This window comes from Sphingobacterium kyonggiense (assembly GCF_039536825.1).
Lineage (GTDB): Bacteria > Bacteroidota > Bacteroidia > Sphingobacteriales > Sphingobacteriaceae > Sphingobacterium > Sphingobacterium kyonggiense.
This window is the reverse complement of record NZ_BAAAZI010000010.1, coordinates 93184-120070: the sequence shown is the minus strand read 5'-3', so window position 1 is coordinate 120070 and position 26887 is coordinate 93184. Positions and strand designations below refer to the sequence as shown.

Annotated in this window: 28 protein-coding genes and 2 pseudogenes; 13 read left to right on the top strand and 17 right to left on the bottom strand. The window is 38.3% G+C overall.

The features are described from left to right. Positions 1-20: 20 nt before the first annotated feature. The 12 genes and pseudogenes from ABD676_RS12215 to ABD676_RS12170 all read left to right on the top strand — a co-directional run bounded on the left by ABD676_RS12215 (position 21) and on the right by ABD676_RS12170 (position 6213). Positions 21-500 (top strand): hypothetical protein, encoded by a 480-nt coding sequence (locus ABD676_RS12215; protein WP_344674973.1) that lies wholly within the window; start codon positions 21-23, stop codon positions 498-500. Beyond that, positions 490-870 carry a hypothetical protein gene (locus ABD676_RS12210; RefSeq protein WP_344674972.1) on the top strand — a complete coding sequence of 127 codons (381 nt, stop codon included), beginning with the start codon at positions 490-492 and terminating at the stop codon, positions 868-870. Before ABD676_RS12215 ends, ABD676_RS12210 begins: the two co-directional genes overlap by 11 nt. 197 nt (positions 871-1067) lie before the next feature. Continuing rightward, positions 1068-1568 (top strand): hypothetical protein, encoded by a 501-nt coding sequence (locus ABD676_RS12205; RefSeq protein ID WP_344674971.1) that lies wholly within the window; start codon positions 1068-1070, stop codon positions 1566-1568. A 2-nt stretch (positions 1569-1570) separates the two neighbouring features. After that, positions 1571-1909, top strand: a complete 339-nt coding sequence (locus ABD676_RS12200) for a hypothetical protein (RefSeq protein WP_344674970.1) — start codon at positions 1571-1573, stop codon at positions 1907-1909. Positions 1910-2381: 472 nt separating this feature from the next. Further along, complete coding sequence (locus ABD676_RS18250) at positions 2382-2771, top strand: hypothetical protein (RefSeq protein ID WP_425565288.1); 390 nt, start codon at positions 2382-2384, stop codon at positions 2769-2771. Positions 2772-2775: 4 nt separating this feature from the next. After that, positions 2776-3246: a hypothetical protein gene (locus ABD676_RS12190; protein WP_344674969.1), complete on the top strand. Its 471-nt coding sequence runs from the start codon at positions 2776-2778 to the stop codon at positions 3244-3246. A 29-nt stretch (positions 3247-3275) separates the two neighbouring features. Next, positions 3276-3425 (top strand): annotated as a pseudogene (locus tag ABD676_RS18245) (RHS repeat domain-containing protein); the annotation flags it as partial. Between the two features lie 90 nt (positions 3426-3515). Then, on the top strand, positions 3516-3962 hold the full coding sequence (locus tag ABD676_RS18240) for an HNH/ENDO VII family nuclease (RefSeq protein ID WP_425565290.1): 447 nt from the start codon (positions 3516-3518) through the stop codon (positions 3960-3962). Between the two features lie 3 nt (positions 3963-3965). Beyond that, positions 3966-4361: a hypothetical protein gene (locus tag ABD676_RS12180; RefSeq protein WP_344674967.1), complete on the top strand. Its 396-nt coding sequence runs from the start codon at positions 3966-3968 to the stop codon at positions 4359-4361. A 632-nt stretch (positions 4362-4993) separates the two neighbouring features. Further along, a complete protein-coding gene (locus ABD676_RS12175) occupies positions 4994-5242 on the top strand; it encodes a hypothetical protein (protein WP_344674966.1) in 249 nt (82 codons plus the stop codon). Between the two features lie 284 nt (positions 5243-5526). After that, positions 5527-5577: pseudogene (locus tag ABD676_RS18235) on the top strand (hypothetical protein); the annotation flags it as partial. 39 nt (positions 5578-5616) lie between these two features. Then, the gene (locus ABD676_RS12170) at positions 5617-6213 is read left to right on the top strand and encodes a hypothetical protein (RefSeq protein ID WP_425565291.1); all 597 of its coding nucleotides are present in this window, start codon (positions 5617-5619) and stop codon (positions 6211-6213) included. A gap of 652 nt (positions 6214-6865) precedes the next feature. Here the strand turns inward: ABD676_RS12170 and nrdF are convergent. The 4 genes from nrdF to ABD676_RS12150 form a co-directional block, all read right to left on the bottom strand. Continuing rightward, entirely contained in the window at positions 6866-7852 is a 987-nt protein-coding gene (nrdF, locus tag ABD676_RS12165; protein ID WP_344674964.1) for a class 1b ribonucleoside-diphosphate reductase subunit beta, read from the bottom strand. A gap of 124 nt (positions 7853-7976) precedes the next feature. After that, entirely contained in the window at positions 7977-10082 is a 2106-nt protein-coding gene (gene nrdE, locus ABD676_RS12160) for a class 1b ribonucleoside-diphosphate reductase subunit alpha (protein WP_344674963.1), read from the bottom strand. Beyond that, entirely contained in the window at positions 10042-10449 is a 408-nt protein-coding gene (gene nrdI / locus ABD676_RS12155) for a class Ib ribonucleoside-diphosphate reductase assembly flavoprotein NrdI (protein ID WP_344674962.1), read from the bottom strand. Before nrdI ends, nrdE begins: the two co-directional genes overlap by 41 nt. A gap of 22 nt (positions 10450-10471) precedes the next feature. Next, the gene (locus ABD676_RS12150) at positions 10472-10705 is read right to left on the bottom strand and encodes a glutaredoxin family protein (RefSeq protein ID WP_344674961.1); all 234 of its coding nucleotides are present in this window, start codon (positions 10703-10705) and stop codon (positions 10472-10474) included. A 480-nt stretch (positions 10706-11185) separates the two neighbouring features. Here ABD676_RS12150 and ABD676_RS12145 point away from each other — a divergent pair, with 480 nt between their 5' ends. Next, a complete protein-coding gene (locus ABD676_RS12145; protein ID WP_344674960.1) occupies positions 11186-13579 on the top strand; it encodes an alpha/beta hydrolase family protein in 2394 nt (797 codons plus the stop codon). 109 nt (positions 13580-13688) lie between these two features. Here the strand turns inward: ABD676_RS12145 and ABD676_RS12140 are convergent, their stop codons facing one another. The 13 genes from ABD676_RS12140 to ilvB form a co-directional block, all read right to left on the bottom strand. Next, positions 13689-14210, bottom strand: a complete 522-nt coding sequence (locus ABD676_RS12140) for a DUF2911 domain-containing protein (protein ID WP_344674959.1) — start codon at positions 14208-14210, stop codon at positions 13689-13691. Between the two features lie 337 nt (positions 14211-14547). Then, positions 14548-15801, bottom strand: coding sequence for a threonine ammonia-lyase IlvA (ilvA, locus tag ABD676_RS12135; RefSeq protein WP_344674958.1), 1254 nt, complete (start codon positions 15799-15801; stop codon positions 14548-14550). Between the two features lie 56 nt (positions 15802-15857). Continuing rightward, complete coding sequence (locus ABD676_RS12130; protein WP_344674957.1) at positions 15858-17018, bottom strand: 2-isopropylmalate synthase; 1161 nt, start codon at positions 17016-17018, stop codon at positions 15858-15860. Positions 17019-17051: 33 nt separating this feature from the next. After that, entirely contained in the window at positions 17052-18125 is a 1074-nt protein-coding gene (gene leuB, locus ABD676_RS12125; RefSeq protein WP_344674956.1) for a 3-isopropylmalate dehydrogenase, read from the bottom strand. A gap of 3 nt (positions 18126-18128) precedes the next feature. After that, the gene (locus tag ABD676_RS12120) at positions 18129-19592 is read right to left on the bottom strand and encodes an ATP-binding cassette domain-containing protein (RefSeq protein ID WP_344674955.1); all 1464 of its coding nucleotides are present in this window, start codon (positions 19590-19592) and stop codon (positions 18129-18131) included. A 6-nt stretch (positions 19593-19598) separates the two neighbouring features. Next, positions 19599-20189 (bottom strand): 3-isopropylmalate dehydratase small subunit, encoded by a 591-nt coding sequence (gene leuD / locus ABD676_RS12115; RefSeq protein WP_344674954.1) that lies wholly within the window; start codon positions 20187-20189, stop codon positions 19599-19601. Between the two features lie 34 nt (positions 20190-20223). Beyond that, positions 20224-20505 (bottom strand): antibiotic biosynthesis monooxygenase family protein, encoded by a 282-nt coding sequence (locus ABD676_RS12110; protein WP_344674953.1) that lies wholly within the window; start codon positions 20503-20505, stop codon positions 20224-20226. Positions 20506-20539: 34 nt separating this feature from the next. Continuing rightward, positions 20540-21937 (bottom strand): 3-isopropylmalate dehydratase large subunit, encoded by a 1398-nt coding sequence (gene leuC, locus ABD676_RS12105; protein ID WP_344674952.1) that lies wholly within the window; start codon positions 21935-21937, stop codon positions 20540-20542. 96 nt (positions 21938-22033) lie between these two features. Next, positions 22034-23515, bottom strand: a complete 1482-nt coding sequence (ilvC, locus tag ABD676_RS12100; protein WP_344674951.1) for a ketol-acid reductoisomerase — start codon at positions 23513-23515, stop codon at positions 22034-22036. Positions 23516-23559: 44 nt separating this feature from the next. Then, the gene (locus ABD676_RS12095) at positions 23560-24030 is read right to left on the bottom strand and encodes a DinB family protein (protein ID WP_344674950.1); all 471 of its coding nucleotides are present in this window, start codon (positions 24028-24030) and stop codon (positions 23560-23562) included. A 1-nt stretch (position 24031) separates the two neighbouring features. Next, positions 24032-24409: a glyoxalase superfamily protein gene (locus ABD676_RS12090; protein ID WP_344674949.1), complete on the bottom strand. Its 378-nt coding sequence runs from the start codon at positions 24407-24409 to the stop codon at positions 24032-24034. A 20-nt stretch (positions 24410-24429) separates the two neighbouring features. Continuing rightward, on the bottom strand, positions 24430-25020 hold the full coding sequence (gene ilvN / locus ABD676_RS12085; protein ID WP_344674948.1) for an acetolactate synthase small subunit: 591 nt from the start codon (positions 25018-25020) through the stop codon (positions 24430-24432). 3 nt (positions 25021-25023) lie between these two features. Then, positions 25024-26766 (bottom strand): biosynthetic-type acetolactate synthase large subunit, encoded by a 1743-nt coding sequence (ilvB, locus tag ABD676_RS12080; RefSeq protein WP_344674947.1) that lies wholly within the window; start codon positions 26764-26766, stop codon positions 25024-25026. Positions 26767-26887 lie beyond the last annotated feature (121 nt).

Below are 26887 nucleotides of genomic sequence, written 5' to 3'. Positions count from 1 at the left end.
TTCCACTAAATTCGTGTTTTATGAATATGTTATATAGAAGTTATGAGTTAGATCTTGAAACAGATTATTCTCAATTTTATTTAGTTGATGGAGATGATTTATACTCGTCTGAACAATTTTGGTATGATGAGGAAGATTTTATTTCAAGAATTGACCCATCAAGTGGGATTATTGGAATTCTGACAGAGAGAAGTGGATTGATGAAGGTTACAGTTGATGTTGTTGATAAAAAACCAGAATTGGAAAATCAAGATTCGTATGATCATATCGTAGAATGTAGTCTTGAAATTAAATCGGGTCACTTGAAGATAAAAGACTGCCCTAATTTTCAAACTATCAAGGATATAAAATTACCATTAGGCTATTATAGGGTTAGATTCTATTCAGCAAATTTCTCAACAGTAGATTCTGATTATTCAGGAGATGATTATTATAAGTTAGTGTTATGGAAAGAGGAACAGATGTCTGAAAAGAAGGTTGTGAAGCAATATGAAGATTAATATAAATATACCAATTGTTCTAATAATATTATCGGCGTGTGGTAGTATAAAACAAAATGACAATATCAAGGTAGTAAATAAGGGCAATCTAAAAGTATCGAAAATTACTAAGCTTAATAGTGTATACGTTATAGAAGCAAACCGGAATGATTCTATATTCACGATAATTTATCCACTAGTAGAAGGGGTGAATGGTGAAATAAAAAAAGGCCATTCTTATGGATTTGAAATAAAATTGATTTTTCCGAAAGAAAATTTTATTTCCTTTATGGAAGTAGATTATTATCAGATTGGTAATTATCGGATAAAGTTAAATGAAAGAAACCATTGGTCAATTTATACAGATACAACTTCACTAAACACGCGCTAATTATCTAGGCAACAGCAGAGTGGTATTGAAAAAGGGAACAAGTCTGACCGTTCCTGAAATCATCCAGAGAAAGGATTACTATGCATTTGGGAAGACAAAATCCCTTGAAGTAAGTGGTAACAATCGTTATTTTTATTATGTGGGTTTAAACTGCTGGTGGTTGGTCTACTAATGACCCAAGTGATATTGCTGAGTTTATGCAGCAGATGCAAGGGAGTGATCTGGAAGATCCTCCAAAGAAAAGACGAAATATTCTAGCGAATGGTCCTGGTTCAATAATTAGGAGATCCAGTAGGAGCCAAGTTCAAAACGGCGACGGTTCATCTGACAATTTTCTTGATAATGCGTACGAAATGGATATCGGATTCACGCCTATAGGTACTGTCTTTGACATCAAAGCAGCTATATCTGGAAAGGATATGAGTGAAGAACAGTTGGCTTGGGGATGGAGATTTGCTGGTGTTATTCCTTTTGTTTCAGAATTTAAAAAAGGCTTCAAAATAATTTCTACAGTTAAGAAGATAAAAAACTTCTGGGTTGTTAATGATATTTATGAGGCTAGATCCAGAGGCGGTGCACTTGTATATTTTAAAAATACAAGTAACATTATTGTAGAGATAGTTGGATACTCTAATAAGGCAAATCAACAGGCTGTAATTAATAGGCTAATAGAGGTTAATAAAAGTTTAAAAAAGTAAAAATGCAATTTAAAATAATGTTTCCAGCACCATATCAAGTGCGTGATATCTACAATGACAACCTTGATTTAAATATTGTTCTAGAGAACGGTGAAGTTTTTTTTGGAACACTGTTTACTTTGCAAAATATCAAGCATCTTATGGAGAGCGATAGTGATATATATTTTTGGTCGACAGATATGCTTATTCTGAAAGATTTGTCTTATGAGAGTATATCTATTGTTGTTAAGAAACTATTAAATGACGGAATACTAAAACAGGTATTTTCAAAAATAGGTACAATAGAATCTGTTTTTTCACATTTGGGCTGGAATGATTTTTCCGACATACCATCGTGTTAAGGAGTAAGATTATAAGTTAAATAACAACAACGCCCAGTCTTTATCGGATTGGGCTTTGTTATTTATTGCGCATATGTTTTCCTGGCCTTGTAATCCCTTATGAGTGCATCATGCACAAGAAAAACCTGTTTTTTATCTTCTTCCGGCATGACGGATATATCCTTTATTCTTCTGAGTGTTGCCCAGTGATACCTCTAGAACTCTTCAATGCTTGATATTTGAAGATAAAGTTTTTGTACCCATAATTTGGGTGTATTTCAATGACAATGCCGATAGGTTCTAATTTTACAATGGCAAGAAATTCCAATTGGAGTTGAGCATCCCCCTTTTTTATGGCGATGCAAAAGGAAAAAGCCCGCTAGAAATGTTCCATGACTATTATCTATTTGGAAAGACTCGATCTATATTAACAGTTGGAATTAATTGTTATTTTTAGAATGGCAAGGAAGTTCAGTAGGATCTGGGGGATTATTTGGATTACGGGGCAAGGTTTGAAGCTTGTCCAGAGTGCCAACGAAGGGATGCGGAAATAGGACGATGGAATGTGGTGGATCCGCTGGCGGAGCAGGTGAGGAGATACTCTCCATATAACCATGCGTTCAACAATCCGATACGGTTTATTGATCCGGACGGGATGTGGGCAATGCCACCGTCTACCCATATCGATGAAAATGGTAAGGTTATTACAGTTATCGATGATGGGGACAACAGTGTTTATCAGCATGGAAAGAATGCAGATGGAACTATAAATAATAATATTGGTAAAACAATAGGTACAGTTAAGAAAGTGAATAATTCTCCATTCCATTTCGGTAGTGATGCTTTAAGGATCTGGGGCATAGGTGGAACACCAAAAATTTAACAACATGAGGAAGCAGTTTTTATTAGCAGTTTTAATTTTCATATGTTTCAGGAGTTTAGGACAAAATGTGGATAGTATAGTTTATGTTTTGCATTTTGATAGTGTGGAAACTAAAGTTGATCAGCATTTAAGAGCTTTAGAAAGAGGTGATGGTAAAATTATGTTTTGGGGATATTTGGGTAGATGTAATGAAGGGTTCAAACTGGTGATATGTAATAATATGTATAATAAGGATTCTGAAAACAATTTCTTGAGCGAGTTAAAAAGTAACACCAATCGATTTCTGCTTATTGATAATCGCAAAATTCCTCTCATTTTTGACTATGATAGTATTTTCTCCACACCTAAAATATCCTCAATAGGAGGCCTGGGACAGCGAGAAGGTAACGTTTTGAGAAATAGATTTATTCTTGATTGTTTTACAATAGTATTTAATGAATATGGAAAGATTGTTCAAATTATTAATAAAAGATAAATAGTCTCTGAAGGGGCTTTTTGTCCTTTCAATGCGATTACGGGGCGAGGTTCTACGACGCGGAGATAGGTAGATGGAATGTCGTGGATCCGCTGGCGGAGCAGATGCGCAGGCACTCTCCGTACAACTATGCATTCAATAATCCCATACGATTCATCGATCCGGATGGTCGAAACCCTATCATTCCTTGGATTCTTCGGACACTTGCTACTCAGAAAGGAAGAGAAATAGCTCTTACTGCCTTGGTAACCGCGACAGGCGTTGGCATCGTGGCTGTTAATTCAGATAATATTCCTGAAATACATCTTCCTGTTAGAAGAGATAATATACCTACATTTGAGTATAATAATCCGATTCTAAAAAATGAGGGTAAATTAGATGGGGATTTATTAAATGGAGGAAATAGGATAGATAATGACAAAATAAAATCTCCTCCATTAGAAAGAGGTAAAGCGCCTACTGGTGAGGATGGGAAACCTGTCGAGCTCCATCACAGGGATCAAACACCGGAAGGGCCAATTGATGAGATGACCAGAAAGGACCATCGTGGGGGTGAAAACTACAAGAAGAACCACTCAAATACGGGTCAGGAAAAATCAAAAATTGATAGAGGGGATTTTAAAAAACAAAGAGAGAGCCATTGGAAAAAAGAATGGGATTCAGGAAGATGGGATAAAATTGTAGATGATTTAATGAAAGGCACGAGTAAACAATAAATAATGGGATATTTTGATCAGTACATCAACGAGGAGGAACCTGCGTTTTCTGTTGTCATTGAGGATGATGATAAAGTGTGTTATGCATATTTATTGGAAGGTGACCAGATCGTAAGTGACGTTTGGCTCTATAATAGCATAGAAACCCCTGAATCGGTAGATTGGAGCAATAAGGAAGATCTCCCTTTTGTAAACCCTAAAGTGTTTGTTAAAAAAAATATCCCACCATTTGACGAATCTACACATGTAGATGTGCGGTGGGGGGTTAACAATAGTAAGATCTATGCAGAGCTCTATTCCTCTGATACCTTATTGGTGAGGCTTGAGGTAGGAGCACTTCCTGGATGGTCCACTCTCGTTGAAAGGGACGGCCCCCTAGCTCTTGTTTATAGGGTGTAGCTATCATTAAAATGGGAAAAGCCCAATCTTTCATCGGATTGGGCTTTGTTATTTATTGCGCATACGTTTTCCTGGCCTTGTATTCCCTTATGAATGCATCGAGTACAAGGAACACCTGTTTTTTGTCATCTTTCGGCATGACGGATATATCCTTTATTCTTCTGAGTGTTGCCCAGTGATACCTCTAGAACTCTTCAATGCTTGATATTTGAACCTAAAATTTTTGAACCCTTAACTTGGGTGTATTTCAATGACAATTCCGATAGTTTCTAATTTTACAATGGCAAGAAATTCCAATTGGAGTTGAACATCCCCTTTTTTACTATGATGCAAAAAGAAAAAGCCCGCTAGAAATGTTCTAGGACTCTTAGCTATTTGAGAAGAAAGGATCTATATTAACAGTCGGAATTATTTGTTATTTTTAGAATGGTAAAGAGTATAATAAATAAAAAAAGTTATCGATGATGGGGACAACAGTGTTTATCAGCATGGAAAGAATGCAGATGGAACTATAAATAATAATATTGATAAAACAATAGGTACAGGTAAGAAAGTGAATAATTCTCCATTCAATTTCGGTAGTGATGCTTTAAGGATCTGGGGCATAGGTGGAACACCAAAAAATTAACAACATGAGGAAGCAGTTTTTATTAGCAGTTTTAATTTTCATATGGTTCAGGAGTTTAGCACAAAATGTGGATAGTATAGTTTATGTTTTGCATTTTGATAGTGTGGAAACTAAAGTTGATCAGCATTTAAGAGCTTTAGAAAGAAGTGATGGTAAAATTATGTTTTGGGGATATTTGGGTAGATGTAATGAAGGGTTCAAACTGGTGATATGTAATAATATGTATAATAAGGATTCTGAAAACAATTTCTAGAGCGAGTTAAAGAGTAACACCAATCGTTTTCTGCTTATTGATAATCGCAAAATTCCTCTCATTTTTGACTATGATAGTATTTTCTCCACACCTAAAATATCCTCAATAGGAGGCCTGGGACAGCGAGAAGGTAACGTTTTGAGAAATAGATTTATTCTTGATTGTATTACAATAATATTTAATGAATATGGAAAGATTGTTCAAATTATTAATAAAAGATAAATAGACTCTGAAGGAGCTTTTTGTGCTTTCAATACGATTACGGGGCTAGGTTCTATGACCCGGTGATTGGGAGGTGGAATGTTGTTGACCCATTAGCCGAGAAGTTCCAAGGGTGGTCACCATACCATTACGTTCATAATAACCCTATTAATATGATCGATCCTACCGGAATGGCGGCTGAGTGGATACCCGATAAGAATGGAAATTTAATAGCTGAAAAAGGGGATAATGCAAAAACACTAAAAACGTATTTAAATAAGAATTACGACAATGCGAAAGTTAGTAAATCTGCTGCCAATACACTTTACGCAACGCTGGAAGATGGCAAGGTTAATATTGACCAACCAAATCCGGAAACATTAAACCAAAACTTATTCGGGTACAATTATCCCGGGCCGGATAATCCAAGAAAATATAATGGTAAATCTGATTATTCAGTTCCGCCTACTGAATTTGAAAAACCGGCCTTTGTGCACGACCAAGATTACGATAAATTGGGAGCAGTCGGCGCGGGCGGTCTTTTCCTTGATAATAAAACTGCCGCTGCAGATAGAAAGTTTGTAGGAAGTATGGATAAATTGGTTACTAAATACAAAGAGTCCGGAGAAATCAAAATGATGATGAAAGCTATAATTGTTAGAGATGGACTTAATGCTGCTTCTCAACCTAAACAAATGATGCAAAATTTAAAGAATACTTTTAAACACGCTATAACGCCACCAACAGGTTTAACAATACCGAGATTTTAGTATGAAAAATAAGATTAAACTTATATCCTTTATAATAAGCCTGGTATATGTACTTATAGGGACTTTTGTTGTAATGGTTAGTTTTCCCAAGTATGAAATGATGGGATTTGACCATAATCACCCTTTGTGGATACCTCTTGTTATAATAACCTTTCCTGTAACCATATTGTTGTTTGGATTGGTAATGGTAGATAATTCTATTTCGTCTATTATTATACTACAAACCATCGTACTTTGTTTGTTTTGGTTTGTTTTGTACAAAATTTTGATTAGAATATATAAACAATAACAAAAAATCCCAGGCTTAACAGCTTGGGCTTTTTTATTTATTGCGCATATGTTTTCCTGGCCTTGTAATCCCTTAAGGAACACCTGTTTTTTGTCATCTTTCGGCATGACGGATATATCCTTTATTCTTATGAGTGTTGCCCAGTGATACATCTAGAACTCTTCAATGCTTGATATTTGAACCTAAAATTTTTGAACCCTTAACTTGGGTGTATTTCAATGACAATTCCGATAGTTTCTAATTTTACAATGGCAAGAAATTCCAATTGGAGTTGAGCATCCCCCTTTTTTATGGCGATGTAGAAAGAAAAAGCCCGCTAGAAATATTCACTAGCAGGCTTTTAATTAACAAAGAGTTTTTTTATTAAATATCCACCACGGCATCCATATTGAAATCTTCGTTCATTAGATGCACGATTTCAGTTGCCTTTTCGTAGTTGGTTGATTTTTTCGAGAAGAAGTCATGTTGCGTAGTTTCCGTATTCAATCCGTTTAATACAATTGGATTTACTTGCTTCACTTCAAAGATCGGTTCAAAGCCTAAGTTCATCAGAGCTTTGTTTCCGTTATAACGCACGTATTCTTTAACCTCAGCCGTTAATCCTACTACGGTGTACAATTCTTCGGTGTATTTGATTTCATTCTCGTACAAGTCATTTAACAGGTTCAAGAAACGTTGCTTCACTTCTTCTTTGTTTTTAAGACGAGCAAATACTTCTTGACCGATTAATCCTACGAATACACCGTGGATAGATTCATCGGCGATAATCTTTTTGATGATATCAGCAGATGCAACCATTTGACCTTGTCCACATAACCATAATGGCAGGAAGAATCCAGAATAGAAAAGGAAAGATTCTAACAATACGGAAGCTGCAAGTGCCATGAATAATTCTTCATCAGACACATTTTCTTTATCGATGGCACGGTAATGCGTATCGATAGTTGCGGCCTTATATTGTAAGAATTTGTTTTGTGACACCCATCCGAATACGTCATTGATCTCATTGGTCGTAGATACAGTCGTAAAGATGGTGGAATAAGACTTCGCGTGGATCGCCTCCATCATACACATGTACGACAATACGGCTTTGTTTTGCAAAGAGTCGATATGATCGATGATCTTAGGCATACCGGTATGGCTTTGTAGGGTATCCAATAAGGTAAGTCCACCTAATGCTTTTTTATAGCATTCTTTCATGTCCCAACTAAGGCCTTTCCAGCTGTCAATGTCTTTTGAAGGGATATATTCTGTATCGATCCAGAATTGGCGGATATTTTGTTCCCAGAACATCAGCGCATAATCATTGTCTGGTGTATTCCAGTTTACGGCTGTAAATAATTTACTCATGAGTTTTAAGTGTCTTTTGGTAAAGAGAGCTGAATTGGAAGGTATTCAATCATGCCCCAATTCAGCTCCTTTAATTTTTATATATTTTTTTCTTTAGGTATATCCTGTATTTAGGTTCTTAGGCTTATGCCGAACAGGAGATACATTCTTCAATTGTCGATTTACGCGTACGGGTATAGTACAATGACTTCAATCCTAATTTATGCGCGTAGATATAGTACTTCGCTAGATCACGTGTAGAATCTTTGGAATTGGTGTGAAGAATAGTAGATACCCCTTGGTCAATGTGACGTTGGATAACCGATATCAATTTCAACACTTTCATTTGATCCATGTCGTAAGCCGACTTGAAGTAGAAGTAATTATCATTTGTCAAGTAAGGCATAGGGTAGTAGGTTGTACTATCTCCATACTCTCTTACTTCGATGATATCCACGATTGGCATCACTGATGCAGTAGCATTCATGATATAAGAAGTGGATTGGTTAGGAGCAATCGCCATACGGTAAGCGTGGTAAATTCCATGTTCTGCTACCTGCGCTTTAAGATTAGCCCAATCTGCACTTGTAGGGATATAAATATCACCGAATAATTCTTTTACTTTATCTGTTTTAGGCGCATACTCACGCTCTAAGTATTTATCGAAATAAGTGCCATCTGCATAAGCTGATTTTTCGAATCCTACGAAAGTACGCTGGCGTTCTTTTGCGATCTCCATAGATGCTTCTAGGGAGTAATAGTTCATCATCATGAAGAAGGTATTGGCGAAATCCAATGCTTCAGTTGATTCATACATGATAAAGCTCTTCGCCAGATAACCGTGTAAGTTCATGGCACCAAGACCTACCGAGTGTAATTCGCGGTTAGCTTTAGCAATGGAAGGAACCATTTCGATGTCCGTTACGTCAGTAACTACTGTTAATGCACGCATAGCAGTTTTTACAGCTTCTTTGACACGCTTGTTGTCCATCACCGTAGCAATGTTTAAAGATCCCAAGTTACAAGATATTCCGTAACGGATAGTATCTTCTTTACCGTAGATGTTGATGTCCGATACTTCGGAGATCTGCATGATCTCTGTACATAGGTTCGAGAATTTCACACGACCTAGACCATTTAATGCATGCGCACGGTTGGTGTTCTCCTTGAAGAAGATGTATGGATATCCCGATTCTTTTTGCGTTTGAGCAATTTTCACCAATAGGTGACGGGCATTGATTTTTTTCTTTTTAACGTTAGGGTTGGTGATTAATTCATCATACATCACATCCATATCCATTTCATCCAAGTATTTACCATACTCTTGCATCACGGTATGCGGGTAGATTAAATAGCATGGTTCGTCTTTTTCAGCCAATTCCATGAATTTATCAGGTACGATGATACCAATAGAAAGGGATTTGATACGCACTTTCTCATCCACGTTGATTTTCTTACAGTCTAAGAATTCCTCGATGTCTGAGTGGAAGATGTTTAAATATACAGCACCAGCACCTGGGCGTTGACCCAATTGGTTAGCATAAGAGAAAGTATCTTCCATGATCTTCATGATAGGCAATACCCCACCAGCACGACCATCGACACCTTTGATTGCTTCACCACGAGCACGGATTTTCGAGATGTTGAAAGATACACCACCACCGATAGATGAAAGTTTCATAGCAGAATCAACCGCATAACCAATACCGTTCAGGTTATCACCGATTTCATCTAAGAAACAGGAAACTAATTCTCCGGAGCGTTTTTTACCAGCATTCAAAAACGTAGGAGTAGCAGGTTGGTATTCCTGAGAGATCATGATTTCGGCATATTCGATAGCTTTTTCTACACCTTCTTCACGAGCTAAGAATAGGGATACAGCAACAACGCGGTCCTCATAGCGCTCTAAGAACTTCTCGCCGGAGTCATCACGTAAAGCGTAACTCTGGAAGAATTTAAATGCAGCCATAAACGATTGGAAACGGAATTTTTTAGAGAATACAAAGTTGTACACCTCTTCCATTTGCTCAAAAGTGAACCATTGGTAGAAATCAATGTAATAGTTGTTTTCGATCAAATAATCGATTTTCTCTTTCAATGTGTAGAAGAACACGGTGTTCTTGTTCACATATTCCAAGAAATAGGCGCGCACAGCCTCTTTGTCCTTATGTAGGCTGTACTCGTCATCATGTTTGATCATGATTTCGTTGTTAAGCAATATCCAATTTTTCGCTACCTCGTTTGCTATCATAGTACTGGTTTTTAATGATGTCAATAAATTGATTGATGTCTTCCAAAGTGCCTGAAAGTTCAAATTTCATGGCCGTTGGTATTTCAAATTCTTCCGTGATTTTATCCGCTGCTACCGCGTAGTTTCTTCCCCAATTGCGGTTTCCACTCGAGGTCACTGAATGAATCAGGTGACTTTGCATGGTTAAGAATTGAGCTGTTTTCTCCGGCACTTTACCAAAGTTAGTGGTATAAGTGATGAGATGACCAGGCTCGGTGATTTCCATGTCTTCTTGAATGCGGATGGCAGTCCATCCGGTAACTTGAGTCACTTTAGTGATAAAGCGGTCAACATTACCTGTTCGAGAATCGTAATATAAATTGATCATGGTCTTCGGTTTTAGTGCAGTTTTACAATGCAATTTGGTCTAATTCCTCAGGTTTAAACCCAATGATCCGATTTTTGATTTCATCGTTGTCAACAACGATGACAGTAGGCACGGTACGAACTTTAAACTTAACGGCTAATTCCGGCTCATCAAAAGGATTGATAGTTTCGTAGGCAATACCTTTATTGTCTAGGTAAGCCGATACCTGTGCGCATGGTGCACAGTCATTTTTTTCGAATTTAATGATTCTTGCCATGTTATATTAAGTTGAGAAAGAAGTTGAGCTGTTTTAAGCCTTGGTTCTTTGTTAAATAAAAAAACGATTGAAATGAGTGGGTGTTTCACTCATGTTGAACAAATATCTCACATTTTTCGGTGGAGCAGGTAATGATACTTTTCCACATTGATGTGGATTAGTTGGTTAAAACACGCTTGGTTAGGGTGATTAATTGCTAAGCTATTCGTTTTCAGTAATCTGCCTATGTGGATAACTTTAAATTACGCTTCTGTAGCGCTTTATTGACAAGCAATTTGATCCTCTTTTTATTGTCAAATTAGGCTATAATTTTTGCTAATTTATAACAAATTGGTTATATATAAAGCTATTCATTTTTTCCATGAATAAATTGTTAAATTTGGGATTGCCAAACATAGGCGTTTTGTAAAAACAGCCCAGTTAACAGTAAAAATCATCCTACATGAGGGTATTCCATACCGAGAGAACAAGCAATTGATTATGAAGTATAAATTTTTAATTCCCTTTTTATTTCTTTGTACGCTTAGGCCAGGCCAAGCTCAAGAAAACCTGACATTTCAAAAACCGCCAGCGGAGATTTTGAAACTTGCCGATTTTCAAAGACCTCCTGTCATCCGTATCAGCCCGGATAAGAAATGGGTTTTGTTTCAATATAGACCTACTTATAAAACCTTATCGGAATTAGGGGTGGAAGAAACCAAATTAGCAGGGTTGCGAATTAATTCCCTAGCAGGTATCTCCAGTACAGAAACCTATTATGATGGGTTAAGCATACAATCCGTTGATGGTAAAGAAACATTTAAGATCAATTTGCCCGTAGAAGCTTTGATCTCCAATATCGAGTTTTCACCAGATTCCAAGAAAATAGCATTTACAAACACCAAAAATTATGGTGTTGAACTGTATGTTTTTGATGTTATAACTAAACAATTGACGAGAGTAGTACAAGAGAATTTGAATGCTGTGCTTCATGCACCTTTTACTTGGTACAAAACATCCGATCGTCTATTAGTAAGCTTTAGAGCATCGACTAAGGTTAGAAAAGATTCGGAAGATATACCTAAGGGGCCAATTATTTCAAGTTCTGATGGTCAGATCTCTCAGTTACGGACCTATCAGGATTTACTGAAGACTCCTGCTGATGAAGAGCAGTTCCAAGAATTGGTTTCTTCTTCCTTAGCTTGGGTAGATTTAAATGGAAAGATTACCAAGTTCAAGGATGAAGATATGTATTTGAATTCTTCCTTTTCTCCGGATGGTCAATATGTGATGATCAGCACCTTGAAAAAGCCATTCTCGTATGTGGTTCCTTTCAATAGTTTCCCGCAAGAGGTAAACGTTTATGACCTTCAAGGAAATTTAGTGAAAAAAGTAAATGAGACTCCACTAATGGAAATTATGCCTAAGGGCTTCTCATCAACTAGACCTGGAAAGCGCTCGATGAACTGGCGCTCTGATAAAGCTGCGACACTGACCTTTGTGGAAGCATTAGATGGGGGAGATGCCAATAAACCTGCTGAATATAGGGATGAGTTATTCGTTTGGGAGGCACCATTCCAAGCAGCTCCTAAATCGCTTATGAAAATTAAGGATCGCTATGCCGGTGTGAATTGGGGAAATGATGAATATGCATTGGTAAACAGCCAATGGTATGATACCCGTAATAGCAAAACCTATTTATTAAATCCTACAACTGGTGCAAACAAAGTAATCTATGATCGTAATAACCAGGATATTTATTCTGATCCGGGATCTCCTTACCGCGACAAGAATGAATTTGGAACTTACAATATGTATATCAAAAATGGTAAAAGTTATTGGGTAGGATCGGGATTTACAAAGGAAGGTGAGTTTCCATTTATTGAGGAGTACGACTTTAAAACAGGTAAGAAGAAACGCCTTTATACAGCAAAGGAATCTGATATGCAAGAGCGTATAAGCTCGATTGTGGATATAGAAAAGGGAGATATTTTAGTTTCTCTTCAGTCAGCTACGCAGTTTCCGAATTACTATACCAAGAACATTAAATCTGGAAAGCAAAAGGCCGTAACGCAGATTGAAAATCCATTCTCTTCTTTGGATAAAGTACATAAAGAGGTGTTGAATTATAAACGTAAGGACGGTGTTGAACTATCTGGAACTTTATATTTGCCGGCAGGATACGATAAAACGAAGAAAGAGAAATTGCCTTTGTTAATTTGGGCTTATCCACGTGAGTATAAGGATAAATCTACAGCAGGACAGAGTACGGCGAATCCGAAAGAATTTACATTCCCAAGTTATGGTTCATTTATCTATTGGGTAACTCGAGGTTATGCGGTATTGGATAATGCGGCATTCCCAATCGTAGGAGAGGGCACGCAGGAGCCTAATGATACCTTTATTCCTCAACTTGTAGCCAATGCAGAAGCTGCAATCGATGCGGTAGATCAATTGGGTTATATTGATCGTAAGAAAGTAGCGGTAGGAGGGCACTCTTATGGTGCATTTATGACGGCTCACTTATTGGCTAATTCCAATTTATTTGCAGCTGGTATTGCTCGTTCTGGTGCTTATAACAGAACATTAACGCCATTTGGCTTTCAATCCGAACAACGTAATTTCTGGGATGATCCACAATTGTACATGACGATGTCTCCATTCATGAGTGCGAATCGTGTTAAAACACCAATCTTATTGATACATGGTGCTGCGGATAACAATCCAGGGACTTTTACACTACAAACAGAGCGTTATTTCCAAGCATTGAAGAACCTTGGCGGAACAGCTAGGATGGTTATCCTGCCTCGTGAATCGCATGGTTATGCAGCCAAAGAAAATATTTTCCATGTACTTTGGGAACAAGATCAGTTCTTAGAGAAGTATTTGAAATAAGACCGCTTTCTGAGTAGTATTTAGTAGAAAGTATTTAGTATTTAGACCTATGTCCTAAATAATTGAGTTTAGGTCCAAATACTAACTACTAAATACTAACTACTATTTTTTATTTCGCCGCCTTCACCATCATGCTTAAGCCGTAAGTACCCCAGATGATTTGAATCTTTCCGGATTTATCAGCGGTTATTTTAAAGCGTTCTTGAGAGGTAGTGCGCGTTTCGTTGTCTACTATAAAGCGTAAAGCATCATCTTTTTCATCGTATTTTGTTCCCCACTGTTTCCAGGTTTTATTGAAGATAATGACTGTTTGATTTTCTCCGGGGATGGTATGAAGACCGTATTTTCCAGCCATTAGGTTTTCCCCATTGATAGTTACATTTTTGTCAAAGGAGATGGTGGTTGTTTCATTCGCACCGGTACGCCATCTTTGACCTACTTGCGCGACGTCAATACCAATTTGGCGGCCTTTTAATGCGGGACTAGAATATTTGATTTCGATGGTTACACCATCTGTGGTGGTTACTTTGCTGCTGTCCGGTGGACTTGCCTTTTGGGTTGGTGCTTTTTCTTGTGCGAAGCCTAGTCCGCCAATAAGTAAAAAGCAAATGAGAATCAGTTGTGCTTTCATGTGTTCTTTATTTGTGTTTACATTGTTTCGTACTAAAAATAAGAAATAGCCAATAAAAAATTTAATGAAGGTCAGGCATTTCAAGATTCTCCATGGCAGATCTCTTTGTTATGAACAATGTTCTTCTTAAAAAGTTAGCTTATTGATGATTATAGTTAAATCCACTGAAAATAAAGGTGAAAGTACTTAGATGTGCAAGCAGTTTATCGTGTAACAAAAGGGAGGTTTTTTATTGAAATGTAACAAAGAATGCCTTGAATTTCAAGATTTAAAAAGCAACGGCCGACCATTTGGTCAGCCATTGCATCTACTTTATTGTGGAGGGTTAGTTGCGTTTTTAAACCAAATATTCAAATAATGTTTGGTCTTTATTGACTTCAATGAAGTCAAATTTGTAAGCTTTTAAGCGTTCTATTAATGAAATATAATCATTTGGATTGTTTAATTCAATACCTATTAACGCTGGACCTCTTTCTCTTTCTGTTTTTTTGATATACTCAAAACGGGTGATATCATCTTTTGGGCCAAGTACTTCGGTCACTAAAAGACGTAATGCACCTGGTCTTTGAGGAAAGCGAACAATGAAATAATGTTTGAATCCTTCGTATAACAAAGACATCTCCTTAATCTCACTCATTCTGTCAATATCATTGTTTCCACCGGAAACAATACAAACGACTTTCTTTCCCTTAATCTCTTCTTTATGGAATTCAAGAGCGGCTATGGAAAGTGCACCTGCAGGTTCTGCAACAACAGCATCTTTGTTATAAAGTTCTAAGATCGTGGTACAGATCTTCCCTTCAGGAATGGATTTTACGCTGTCCAATAACTGCGAACTAATATCATAATTGAGTTTGCCCACTTTCTTAACAGCAGCACCATCTACAAATTTATTGATATGAGCCAATTCTATTGGTCCACCTGCTTCTAGTGCAGCTTGCATAGAAGGTGCTCCTTCAGGTTCCACACCAATGCATTTTACATTAGGAGCATGTTTGTTCAGGTGATAGCTCACTCCAGAAGATAATCCTCCTCCACCAATTGGAATGAAAACCACATCAACCTCTGGCAGATCCTCTAAGATCTCAACAGCGACTGTACCTTGTCCTTCAATGACCTTAAGATCGTCAAATGGTGGAATAAAAGTCATGTTGTTCTGAGAAGTGTATTCCAATGCTGCACGTTGGCAATCATCAAAAGTATCGCCGGTTAAGATGATTTCAATATTGCCATTTCCCCACATTTCTGTCTGTGTGATTTTTTGTCTTGGAGTAGGACCGGGCATAAAGATGACACCTTTAATGTCTAATCTTTTGCAAGATAACGCAACTCCTTGAGCGTGATTCCCAGCACTCGCACAGACAACACCTCTGGAAAGTTCTTCCTCCGATAGACTGCTAATCTTATTAAATGCCCCACGCAATTTGTAAGAACGTACGACTTGAAGATCTTCTCTTTTGAGATAAATCTCCGCATTATACTTCTCAGAGAGATGGATATTGTATTGTAAAGGCGTTCTTGTGATTACGTCCTTTATGCGCTCTTTCGCTTGTACAGAGTCTATGGTTAGGGTAGATAGGTCCAAACTCATCTGTTGTTTTTCAAGTATTTTAGAGATTAAAAAGGCTGGATACCCAGCCTTTTAATTTAATTATTTTCAACTAGGGTCAATAGGTCGTCGTCACAGATGTCTTTTTTAGCATCTGCAAGCACTAAAAAGCGTTGGTAAGTATCAGCTAAGCTGTCCTTGTCCAAATGATAACCTAGGCGCTCTAAATGGTGTTTTAAGGCATGACGACCAGAGCGTGCTGTTAGGATAATATCTGCTTCTTCTAAGCCTACATCTTCCGGACGAATGATCTCGTAGTTTTCGCGGTGTTTAAGGAAACCATCTTGGTGGATTCCTGAACTGTGTGCAAAAGCATTGCGTCCAACAATAGCTTTGTTAGGCTGTACAGGCATGTTCATCATTTCACTTACCTTACGGGAAATGTAAGTGAACATTTTGCTGTCGATATTGGAGCTTACATTTCCAAATGCTTGGTTATGTACTTTTAAAATCATAGCTACTTCTTCTAAGGAAGTATTTCCAGCACGTTCGCCAATACCATTGATGGTACACTCTACTTGTCGAGCACCATTCTGAATGGCTGCAATAGAATTTGCTGTTGCTAAGCCCAAGTCGTTATGGCAATGTGCAGAAATAATCGCTTGATCAATATTCTTCACATTTTCTTTCAAGTATTTGATCTTAGCACCGTATTGATCGGGAAGACAGTATCCATTAGTATCAGGAATATTTACGACAGTCGCACCAGCACCAATAACCGCTTCAATCATCTTTGCTAAGAATTGTAAGTCAGCACGGCCAGCATCTTCTGCATAGAATTCTACATCTTCTACATAAGATTTAGCATGTTTTACAGCTGCAACAGCACGTTCTAGAATCTCTTCACGTGTACTATTGAACTTGTATTGGATATGCATATCTGAAGAGCCAATTCCAGTGTGAATACGTGGTCTTTTAGCATATTTAAGGGCTTCAGCAGCTACATCAATATCGTTTTTGTTTGCACGGGTTAATGCACAAATCATGACATCGTTTACAGCTTTAGAAAGCTCCACAACCGATTGGAAATCGCCTGGACTAGATACAGGAAAGCCAGCCTCAATAATATCTACGCCTAGACGTTCTAAGTCCTTAGCAATTTCTACCTTCTCAGAAGTCGTTAATTGACATCCGGGAACTTGTTCACCATCGCGTAGGGTGGTATCGAATATGTATAAATGATTAGGATCGTGTAACATGGCAATCTATTTTATGTTTATACCTTGGTTAATTTACTTTAAGAATTCTAATACTTTGGCACCCATTTCTTCGGTTCCAAGTATTTTATCACTAGCTGTATCCGCATTGGCAATATCGCCGGTTCTCCAGCCTGCTTTTAGGGTTTCTGCAACAGCATTGGTCACCTCTTTGGCTTCGTCTTGCAAGCCAAAGGCTATATCCAACATTAATGCTGCTGAAAGAATTGATGCTAAAGGATTTGCTTTGTTTTGTCCTGCGATATCATGTGCAGAACCGTGAATAGGTTCAAAGAAACCTGTGCCATCACCAATGGAAGCTGATGCCAACATACCCATAGAACCTGCAATCTGAGAAGCCTCATCCGTTAGGATGTCACCAAATAGATTGGCAGTTAAAACCACATCAAATTTCTTTGGATTCTTCACTAATTGCATAGCAGCATTGTCAATGAACATGTGCTCTGTTTCTACATCTGGAAATTCTTTAGCGATCTCTTGCACCACTTCACGCCATAGCCTTGAGGTTTCTAACACATTGGCTTTATCTACAGAACACAGTTTCTTATTACGGGTTCTAGCGGCATCATACGCTTTACGAGTGATTCGCTCTACCTCGTAACGGTGGTAGTTCATTAAATCGGAAGCAAATGTGTTGTCTTCATTGCGGTTTTTCTCACCGAAATAAACATCCCCAGTAAGTTCGCGGAAGAAAAGAATATCTGTTCCTCTTAATACTTCAGGTTTTAAACTGGAAGCGTCTAATAGCTCATCGAAGAGAAGGATAGGGCGTAAATTAGCATATAGGCCCAGTTCTTTACGTATTTTCAACAAACCTTGCTCCGGGCGTACCTTTGCAGAAGGGTCATTGTCATATTTAGCATGGCCGATAGCACCAAAAAGGATTGCATCAGATGCTTTTGCTTTTTCTAATGTTTCATCAGGAAGAGGGTTGCCGGTTGCCTCAATGGCTGTATGCCCCATAATAGCTTCGTCAAATACAAACTCATGATTGTATTTCTCAGCAATACGGCTTAATACCTGCTTACCCCAGGTGGTCACTTCTTGTCCAATTCCATCTCCTGGAATTATAAGAATGTTCTTCTTCATATATTATAAAACGTTTTCTACTTTATGTTCAATGGCTTTCACTTCGCCATGCGATAATTCAATTCTATGGTCAATGCAACTTGGCAATTGACTTTCATAATGACCTACATAAATGAGGGTTTTGCCATGTTGGCAAAGCTCATCCAGCACATCATTAAAATAACTTGCCTGTTGGCTATCCAAGCCCTGGCAAGGTTCATCCAACACCAATAGGGGAGGATTTTTGATAATGCTTCTAGCTAACATAGCCAAGCGTTGTTTTCCCAGTGGAAGGGTATAAAGAAGTTGATCTTTATGCTCCGTTAGATCAAAGAATGCCATAAGCTCTTCAATCTGTTTCTTTTCATGGAATTTTACATCGATAAACCAACCGATACTATCGTAAAATCCAGATGCTAATGTATGCCACACCGTCGCTTGTTGGTCAAAATACCAATGCATCTCAGGAGATACCATACCTATCTTTTCTTTAATATCCCAGATACTCTCACCCGAACCTCTTTTACTACCGAAAAGCGTAATGTCCAATCCATAGGATTGTGGATGATCTCCATTGATCAAACTCAATAGGGTCGACTTTCCAGAACCATTTGGCCCTTGTAATAACCATTTCTCGCCCACCTTTACTTCCCAGTCAATTCCTTTTAATACCTCTTTCTCACCATATCGAACACGAACCTGATTCATCTTCACCATAGTATCATAGTCGGTTTCAGGTATGGCTTTAAGGAATTCTGGTAGATTCTTTTTTGCTCGAACAGCATCTTTGCTCAAGTCATCTTGGTTGCTTTCCTGCACTAACTTACCATCTACAATATGTGCGTAGCGGTTAATGCAATTAGGCAAATGCTTATCATCACTGATTAACAATAATTGAACACCATCATTTGCTAATTCGTCCAACCATTGGTTTAATACAAGTCTAGATTGCTTATCTAAGCCAGTATAAGGCTCATCAATGATTAAGAATTGTGGTTTCAACCACAAGCCCTTGACCAATTGTAATTTCTTATGTTCACCACTGGAAAGCTCTATCAATTGCGCATCCAATACCCCCTCATAACCAAAGTCTACTAACTTCTGTTGAATAGAAGCTAAATCAAGATTTTCCTGTTTGGCAAAGTGTTCTAACTCTGCACGGACAGTGAGGGTGTCTTGACCTTGATGGCGATTATAACGTTGTTGGTAATAGAAATTACGATCTCCTTCTAGGTTGGTGAATTGATACCAATTCGAGATGTAGGTGGTTTTTGCTGGCAGACTACTGGATGGGTCATATTGAATATGTACCTGTCCAGCAGTTTTCAAATGTCCAGCAATAATTTTTGCCAATGATGTTTTGCCTGATCCACTTTTTCCTGCCAATAGGTAGTTTTCACTAGGTAGGATAGTCCATGAAAGATCTTGCAAGATGCTTTTTCCAGCATATGCTAAGTTCAATTGATCGATATGGACTCGAATCGACATGTTATTTTAGTTGGCTCTATTTTGTTCAAAAGTTTCAATCTCTGCTTTGTGGCTTAGGATGAAGTCGATATCATCATAACCATTTATCAAGCAAGATTTCTTGTAAGGATTGATCTCAAATTCGTAGGAATCTCCAGTCTTAGCAATCGTAACAGTCTGTTTTTCTAGATCCACTAGAATTTCAGCATTGGGATCTTCATAAACCTGTTCAAAGATTTTTTCTAAGAATTCCTCAGGAACTGTAATTGGCAATACCCCATTGTTTAAAGCATTTCCTTTAAAGATATCTGCAAAGAATGAACTGATCACTACATCAAAACCATAATCTTGAATCGCCCAAGCAGCGTGTTCACGTGAGGAGCCACAGCCAAAGTTCTTCCCAGCTACCAAGATTTTTCCATGGAATGTTGGGTTATTCATTACGAAGTCAGACTTTGGCTGATTGTCACTGTCAAAGCGCCAATCGCGAAATAAGTTATCACCAAATCCTTCACGTGTCGTTGCCTTCAAGAAACGTGCTGGAATGATTTGATCGGTATCTATGTTCTCTATTGGTAATGGTACTACCGTAGAGCTTATTTTTTCAAATTTTTTCATGCTACTTTTTATTGTTAACAGTAGGAGTTAAAGATTATTGATAATGCTCAACAACCGGAAAAGGATCATAAAAATGATGTAGAAGAGTCTTCCAATCTTGATAAGCTAAAGAGGTCCTAAATCCAATGTTATGGTCTTCGATGGTCTCCCAATTGACCAAGAGGATATACTTGTCTTCTGCTTCGATACACTTTTTCAGTTGAAGATCGATAAAGCCTTTTTGTGCTTGAATAATAGATTTCGCATGGTCGAAAGCTTTTTCAAATTCAAGAGATAATCCTGATTTGATATGTAAGATAGCGACTTCTAAAATCATATTGATATCAGCAACAAGGACGATAATTTATCTTTTATACAAGTTCCCTAACATCCACTATTTTACCAGTTACTGCAGCTGCAGCGGCGGTCAATGGACTTACCAACATGGTGCGGGCATTCGGTCCTTGTCTGCCTTCAAAGTTTCTATTGGAGGTGGATACACAGTATTTACCAGCCGGAATCTTATCTTCGTTCATACCAAGACAAGCTGAACATCCCGGTTCGCGCAACATAAAGCCAGCCTCTTCAAATACTTTATCAATACCTTCCGATTTAGCTTGTGCCTCTACTTGTTTAGAGCCTGGTACTATCCATACTTCTACATTATCCGCCTTGTGTTTTCCTTTTACAAACTCAGCAACCTGACGAAGGTCTTCAATACGTGAATTGGTACAACTTCCGATGAATACATAATCTACTGGTTTACCAATTACTTGGTCTCCATCATGGAAGCCCATGTAGTCTAAAGCTTTTTGGTAAGATGGTTTTTCGTTCTCCGGTTGTGATGCTGTAGTTGGAATTGCTTCCGTAATACCTATACCCATTCCAGGGTTGGTACCATAGGTGATCATTGGCTGAATGTCAGCTGCATCATATGTCAATACAGCATCAAATTGCGCATCATCATCTGAATACAATGTTTTCCAATAGCTCAATGCCTTGTCCCATTCTTCATCTTTAGGAGCAAATTCGCGTCCTTTTACATATTCAAAAGTAGTCTCATCAGGAGCAATTAAGCCACCACGAGCACCCATTTCAATACTCATATTACAGATGGTCATACGACCTTCCATGCTTAAAGAACGAATTGCAGAACCAGCATACTCCACAAAGTAACCTGTACCTCCGGCTGCAGAAATCTTAGAAATGATGTAAAGGATGATATCCTTTGCACCAACGCCTTTACCCAATTCACCATTGACTTCAATCTTCATGGTTTTAGGTTTCTGCAATAATAAACATTGGGTAGCAAATACCTGCTCCACTTGGGAAGTACCAATACCAAAGGCAATGGCTCCAAATGCTCCATGAGTCGAGGTATGGCTATCTCCACATACCATCGTTTTACCAGGTTGGGTAATGCCCAATTCAGGACCGATGACATGCACTATCCCTTGGTATGGGTGTCCCAAACCATAGAGCTCAATGCCAAATTCTTTACAGTTTTTTGTTAGCATATCCACTTGATAGCGCGATAGCTCTTCTTTGATTGGTAAATGCTGATTCAATGTTGGGACATTGTGGTCAGCAGTGGCTACGGTTTGTTGTGGGCGGAATACCGGTAATCCACGCTTGCGTAGTCCATCAAAGGCTTGTGGGGAAGTCACTTCGTGAATCAAATGGGTGTCGATATATAACATATCTGGAAACCCTTCTTGACTCTTGACGACATGTGCGTCCCAAATTTTTTCTACTAATGTTTTTCCCATTTCTCTCTCTTACGATACTTGGTTTGTTATTTCAAAAGGGTAAAATTACGAGAATCATAATTTTACCCTAGAAATCATCTTCTAATTTACGAAAAATTAAACAGTTTTGATAGCCTTCATAGCAGTCATTGCTTTACGCAACTTTCTACCCACTACCTCAACTTCGTGATTACGTAGTTTTTCGTTAATCTGAACCAATTTTACGTTGTCTACCGCAGCATCTTTTCCCTCATTGTAATTTTTTCCTACCACATCAGTATCGATCTTTTTCATGAAATCCGCTAATAATGGTTTACATGCCTGGTCGAATAAGTAACATCCGTACTCTGCAGTATCCGAAATAACACGGTTCATTTCAAATAATTTTTTACGAGCAATTGTATTTGCGATTAATGGTGTTTCGTGAAGTGATTCGTAGTATGCTGATTCTGGTTTAATACCAGCCTCAACCATCGTCTCGAATGCTAATTCAACACCTGCACGAATAAATGCAGACATCAAAACATAATTGTCGAAATACTCTTGTTCTGAGATTTTAACATCCCCTGCTGGTGTTTTCTCAAATGCAGTTTCACCAGTTTCTGCACGCCATTTCAATAGGTTTGAGTCACCATTTGCCCAGTCTTCCATCATTGTCTTGGAGAAATGTCCTGACATGATATCATCTTGGTGCTTTTGGAACAATGGACGCATGATATCTTTCAATTCTTCTGATAATTCAAAAGCTTTCACTTTAGCTGGGTTGCTTAAACGATCCATCATACCGCTTACACCACCATGCTTTAAAGCTTCGGTGATCACTTCTACACCATATTGAACTAGTTTTGAAGCATAACCTGCGTCAATTCCTTTTTCTACCATCTTGTCAAAAGAAAGGATAGAACCAGTTTGCAATAAACCACATAGGATAGTTTGCTCACCCATTAAGTCAGATTTTACTTCTGCTACAAAAGATGATTTCAATACCCCAGCACGGTGACCACCTGTTCCTACACAGTAAGCTTTAGCTTCTGGCCATCCTTTACCTTGAGGATCATTCTCCGGGTGAACAGCAATAAGGGTCGGAACACCAAATCCTCTTAAGTATTCAGCACGTACTTCTGAACCTGGACATTTTGGAGCTACCATGATTACTGTAATATCCGGACGGATTTGCATACCTTCCTCTACGATGTTGAAACCATGTGAGTAGGATAGGGAAGCTCCTTCTTTCATCAATGGCATAACTGCATTGATTACTGAAGTATGTTGTTTATCTGGTGTTAAGTTGATCACCAAGTCTGCAGTTGGAATTAACTCCTCGTAAGTACCTACGTTGAAGTTATTGTCCGTTGCATTTTTCCAAGAATCTCTTTTTTGTTCAATAGCTTCTTTACGTAAAGCGTAAGATACATCCAGCCCGCTGTCTCTTAAGTTCAAACCTTGGTTTAAGCCTTGTGCACCACAACCTACGATTACGATTTTTTTACCTTTTAAAGCATCTACGCCATCAGCAAATTCTGTGGAGTTCATAAATTCTGCTACACCTAATTGATCTAATTGCTCTCTAAGAGGTAATGTGTTGAAATAATTTGCCATTGTTATACTTTCTTTTTAATATTTTCTTTTCAGAATTGTGTTATTTATTGATTGTTGATTATACGTTTTTGAGCTACAGCATAGCCGAAGTGCATATTGTCATGTCCACTTGTGGTCACTAATACGTCTTCTATGGAATTTAAAGTTGCGAAGTATGTGCCAGTCTCATAAGGGGTAATGATATCAAAAACACCCTCTTTATAGTCTGCTTGGATAGCTTCGATACTTTCAATAGCAATCTTTTTTAACTCGTCAACTTCTTCTTGTTTTACGAAGTATGCCGGTTTAGTTCCTTTAGCATAAGAGTCCACATATTTCACCCAGTTCACTCCTTCGCGAACCCCTGTACGCGTGTAAATAAGTGTCTGTGTACTGACAACGATATGTCCGAAGTTCCAGATGATGTTGTTGTTGAAACCAACTGGTATCTCATTAAGTTGATCTAAGGTCAAAGTATCCAGAAGTTTGATGAATGCTTGACGGCTGTCAATAATGAATTTAAAAACATGATCCATATTAATCCTCCTTTTGTTGAATTGGCTCGTTAAAGGTGATGTTGTTTCCAAAGGGATCAGTTACCTGAACTGCATAGGTCCCATAGAATGTCTTTTCGTAGCCCGGTCTATTGTATTTATAGTTTTTTCTACTCAGTTCTTCGTGGTAAGCTTTTAGATCCGTGCAAATTACATAGGTTCTTGCTCCTGGTGTTGCATCACCATGATGCTCACTTAAATGCAAGGTCATGCCATCTTTGGATACTTGCATATAAATAGGCGAATGATCCTCAAAACGGTGTTCCCAATCGATCTTGAAACCTAGCCAATCGACGTAAAACTCGATGGCTTTGGCATAATCAAAAATGCGGAAAATAGGAGTGACTTGTGTTATCTGCATGGAATTCTATTGTTTAAAGCTTACATGGTGAAAACCTTATCCTGCTGATCGAGGTATTCATTGCCTACCACTTCTTCCGAAGGCTCTTCCTGCTCAAACTGTTTCAGTTTCGAGTGGAAACCTGCGCTATCTTTAATGATAGCGATACGGGCACCGCGAACAAATTCAATAAGCTTATATTTGCCTAATTCTTCTGTTAAACGATCAATCTCCTCTCTATGACCAGCCGTTTCGAATACAATATAATCATTTCTAATCACCACTACATTCGCACCGTATTGACGCAATAAACGTTCAACATATGCTTTTTCAGCAATGATATCAGCAGGAACTTTATAAAGTGCTTGCTCTTGCCAGATCAGTTCATCATTGGTGTTGTAGTATGCTTTCAAAACTTCAACCTGTTTCTCGATCTGACGACATAATTTACGAACCACTTCCTCAGACTCCGTAATTAAAATCGTAAAGCGGTGAATACCTTCCACCTCAGAAGGTGATGTATTTAGGCTCTCGATGTTGATCTTACGTCTGGAGAATATCCCTGAGATGCGTCCAATCATCCCGATGGAGTTTTCAGTATATAGGGTTACAGTATATTCTTGCTTTTCCATTTCTTATTTCAATCTTATTTCTGAAACACTTGTTCCTTGAGCAACCATTGGGAAAACGTTGTTTTCCTTGCCTACCATAACTTCTAATAGATAGGATTTGTCATGATCTAACATGGTCTTTAGGGCGTCTCTTAATTCCTCACGTGCAGAGATTTTATTTCCTTCAATGTAGTAACCTTTAGCCACTGCTACGAAGTCAGGACTGGTGATATTGACAAAGGAATAACGCTTGTCGTTAAACAATTGCTGCCATTGTCTCACCATACCTAAGAACTCATTGTTCAGGATTAATATCTTCACTTTCGCTCCAAACTGCATGATAGTACCCAATTCTTGGATGGTCATCTGTATTCCACCATCTCCGATGATAGCGACTACATCACGTTCAGGGGCACCATACCAAGCTCCAATAGCAGCTGGTAATCCAAATCCCATAGTTCCTAATCCACCAGATGTTACGTTGGATTTAGATTGGTTGAACTTTGCGTATCTACAAGTGATCATTTGGTGCTGACCAACATCCGTAACGATAACTGCATCCCCCCCAGTTAGCTCATTTAAGACCTTGATAACCTCACCCATGGTCATAATGTCAGAAGTAGGGTTTAGTTCATCGTGGATGACTTCCTTAATTTCTTCTTTTTCCAATTCACGGAATTGTTGCAACCATGCCGAGTGATCTTTAACTTCCAATAACTCTGTTAATAAAGGAAGAGTCTCTTTACAGTCACCCCAAACAGGAACTGTCGTTTTAACGTTTTTATCGATTTCTGCAGGGTCAATATCCAAATGGATTACTTTTGCCTGTTTCGCGTATTTATCCAATCGACCAGTTACACGGTCATCGAAACGCATACCTATAGCGATTAATACATCACATTCATTGGTCATAACGTTTGGTGCATAATTACCATGCATACCCAACATACCAACATGTTGTGGGTGGTCTGTTTCCAATGCACTTAAGCCCATTACGGTAGTAGCTGCAGGGAATCCACTCTTTTCAAGGAATGCTCTAAATTCTTCCTCAGCTTTTCCTAGGATGATACCCTGGCCAAATAAAACGAAAGGTTTCTTTGCTTCATTAATCACCTTAGCAGCCTGTTCCACATATTCTTTTCGAACTATTGGAGCAGGACGGTAACTGCGGATATGGTTGCAAGGTTCATAACCTTCGTAATCGAAGAGTTGAATCTGCGCATTTTTTGTGATATCGATTAATACAGGTCCTGGACGTCCAGTACGTGCAATATAGAATGCTTTAGCCAATACACTTGGAATCTCGGTTGCATCAGTTACCTGATAGTTCCATTTAGTGACAGGAGTAGTGATATTGACGACATCAGTTTCCTGGAATGCATCAGTTCCCAATAGTGAAGCAAATACCTGACCTGTAATGCAGACAATAGGGTTACTGTCAATCATGGCATCTGCCAATCCGGTAACCAGATTGGTAGCACCAGGTCCACTGGTTGCAAATGCTACACCAACACGTCCAGATGTACGCGCATAACCTTGTGCAGCATGAATTCCTCCCTGCTCATGTCGTACCAAAATATGCTTCAACTGATCATTGTAATCATACAATGCATCATAAATCGGCATAATAGCACCGCCTGGATACCCGAATACGGTATCCACTCCCTCGTGGATTAAGGCCTCTAAGACTGCTTTAGAACCACTAATTTGGGTCGTCACAGCTGTTGTCTTAGCGTCCTTTGTCTCCGTTGTTTCAAGTGTATTCATTTTATAGTATTTAGTATTGAGTATTTAGTATTAAGACCTTTAGTTCGATAATGGGAGTAATTATTTAGTGATTTTATTAGTTCAACAATAACTCTAATTACTCACTACAATCTCCTTTAGT

What these genes read in the sequence shown, in the direction of transcription:
- leuB (WP_344674956.1), bottom strand. Translation starts at nt 18,125, where the DNA reads ATGAAGAAGAACATTCTTATAATTCCAGGAGATGGAATTGGACAAGAA.
- ABD676_RS12180 (WP_344674967.1), top strand. Translation starts at nt 3,966, where the DNA reads ATGGGATATTTTGATCAGTACATCAACGAGGAGGAACCTGCGTTTTCT.
- ABD676_RS12145 (WP_344674960.1), top strand. Translation starts at nt 11,186, where the DNA reads ATGAAGTATAAATTTTTAATTCCCTTTTTATTTCTTTGTACGCTTAGG.
- ABD676_RS12110 (WP_344674953.1), bottom strand. Translation starts at nt 20,505, where the DNA reads ATGATTTTAGAAGTCGCTATCTTACATATCAAATCAGGATTATCTCTT.
- ABD676_RS12175 (WP_344674966.1), top strand. Translation starts at nt 4,994, where the DNA reads ATGAGGAAGCAGTTTTTATTAGCAGTTTTAATTTTCATATGGTTCAGG.
- leuD (WP_344674954.1), bottom strand. Translation starts at nt 20,189, where the DNA reads ATGAAAAAATTTGAAAAAATAAGCTCTACGGTAGTACCATTACCAATA.
- ilvC (WP_344674951.1), bottom strand. Translation starts at nt 23,515, where the DNA reads ATGGCAAATTATTTCAACACATTACCTCTTAGAGAGCAATTAGATCAA.
- ABD676_RS12200 (WP_344674970.1), top strand. Translation starts at nt 1,571, where the DNA reads ATGCAATTTAAAATAATGTTTCCAGCACCATATCAAGTGCGTGATATC.
- ABD676_RS12120 (WP_344674955.1), bottom strand. Translation starts at nt 19,592, where the DNA reads ATGTCGATTCGAGTCCATATCGATCAATTGAACTTAGCATATGCTGGA.
- ABD676_RS12095 (WP_344674950.1), bottom strand. Translation starts at nt 24,030, where the DNA reads ATGGATCATGTTTTTAAATTCATTATTGACAGCCGTCAAGCATTCATC.
- ABD676_RS12130 (WP_344674957.1), bottom strand. Translation starts at nt 17,018, where the DNA reads ATGTTACACGATCCTAATCATTTATACATATTCGATACCACCCTACGC.
- ABD676_RS12150 (WP_344674961.1), bottom strand. Translation starts at nt 10,705, where the DNA reads ATGGCAAGAATCATTAAATTCGAAAAAAATGACTGTGCACCATGCGCA.
- nrdE (WP_344674963.1), bottom strand. Translation starts at nt 10,082, where the DNA reads ATGATAGCAAACGAGGTAGCGAAAAATTGGATATTGCTTAACAACGAA.
- ABD676_RS12210 (WP_344674972.1), top strand. Translation starts at nt 490, where the DNA reads ATGAAGATTAATATAAATATACCAATTGTTCTAATAATATTATCGGCG.
- nrdI (WP_344674962.1), bottom strand. Translation starts at nt 10,449, where the DNA reads ATGATCAATTTATATTACGATTCTCGAACAGGTAATGTTGACCGCTTT.
- ABD676_RS12140 (WP_344674959.1), bottom strand. Translation starts at nt 14,210, where the DNA reads ATGAAAGCACAACTGATTCTCATTTGCTTTTTACTTATTGGCGGACTA.
- ABD676_RS12215 (WP_344674973.1), top strand. Translation starts at nt 21, where the DNA reads ATGAATATGTTATATAGAAGTTATGAGTTAGATCTTGAAACAGATTAT.
- ABD676_RS12170 (WP_425565291.1), top strand. Translation starts at nt 5,617, where the DNA reads ATGATCGATCCTACCGGAATGGCGGCTGAGTGGATACCCGATAAGAAT.
- ilvB (WP_344674947.1), bottom strand. Translation starts at nt 26,766, where the DNA reads ATGAATACACTTGAAACAACGGAGACAAAGGACGCTAAGACAACAGCT.
- ilvA (WP_344674958.1), bottom strand. Translation starts at nt 15,801, where the DNA reads ATGAGTTTGGACCTATCTACCCTAACCATAGACTCTGTACAAGCGAAA.
- leuC (WP_344674952.1), bottom strand. Translation starts at nt 21,937, where the DNA reads ATGGGAAAAACATTAGTAGAAAAAATTTGGGACGCACATGTCGTCAAG.
- ilvN (WP_344674948.1), bottom strand. Translation starts at nt 25,020, where the DNA reads ATGGAAAAGCAAGAATATACTGTAACCCTATATACTGAAAACTCCATC.
- nrdF (WP_344674964.1), bottom strand. Translation starts at nt 7,852, where the DNA reads ATGAGTAAATTATTTACAGCCGTAAACTGGAATACACCAGACAATGAT.
- ABD676_RS12205 (WP_344674971.1), top strand. Translation starts at nt 1,068, where the DNA reads ATGCAGCAGATGCAAGGGAGTGATCTGGAAGATCCTCCAAAGAAAAGA.
- ABD676_RS12190 (WP_344674969.1), top strand. Translation starts at nt 2,776, where the DNA reads ATGAGGAAGCAGTTTTTATTAGCAGTTTTAATTTTCATATGTTTCAGG.
- ABD676_RS12090 (WP_344674949.1), bottom strand. Translation starts at nt 24,409, where the DNA reads ATGCAGATAACACAAGTCACTCCTATTTTCCGCATTTTTGATTATGCC.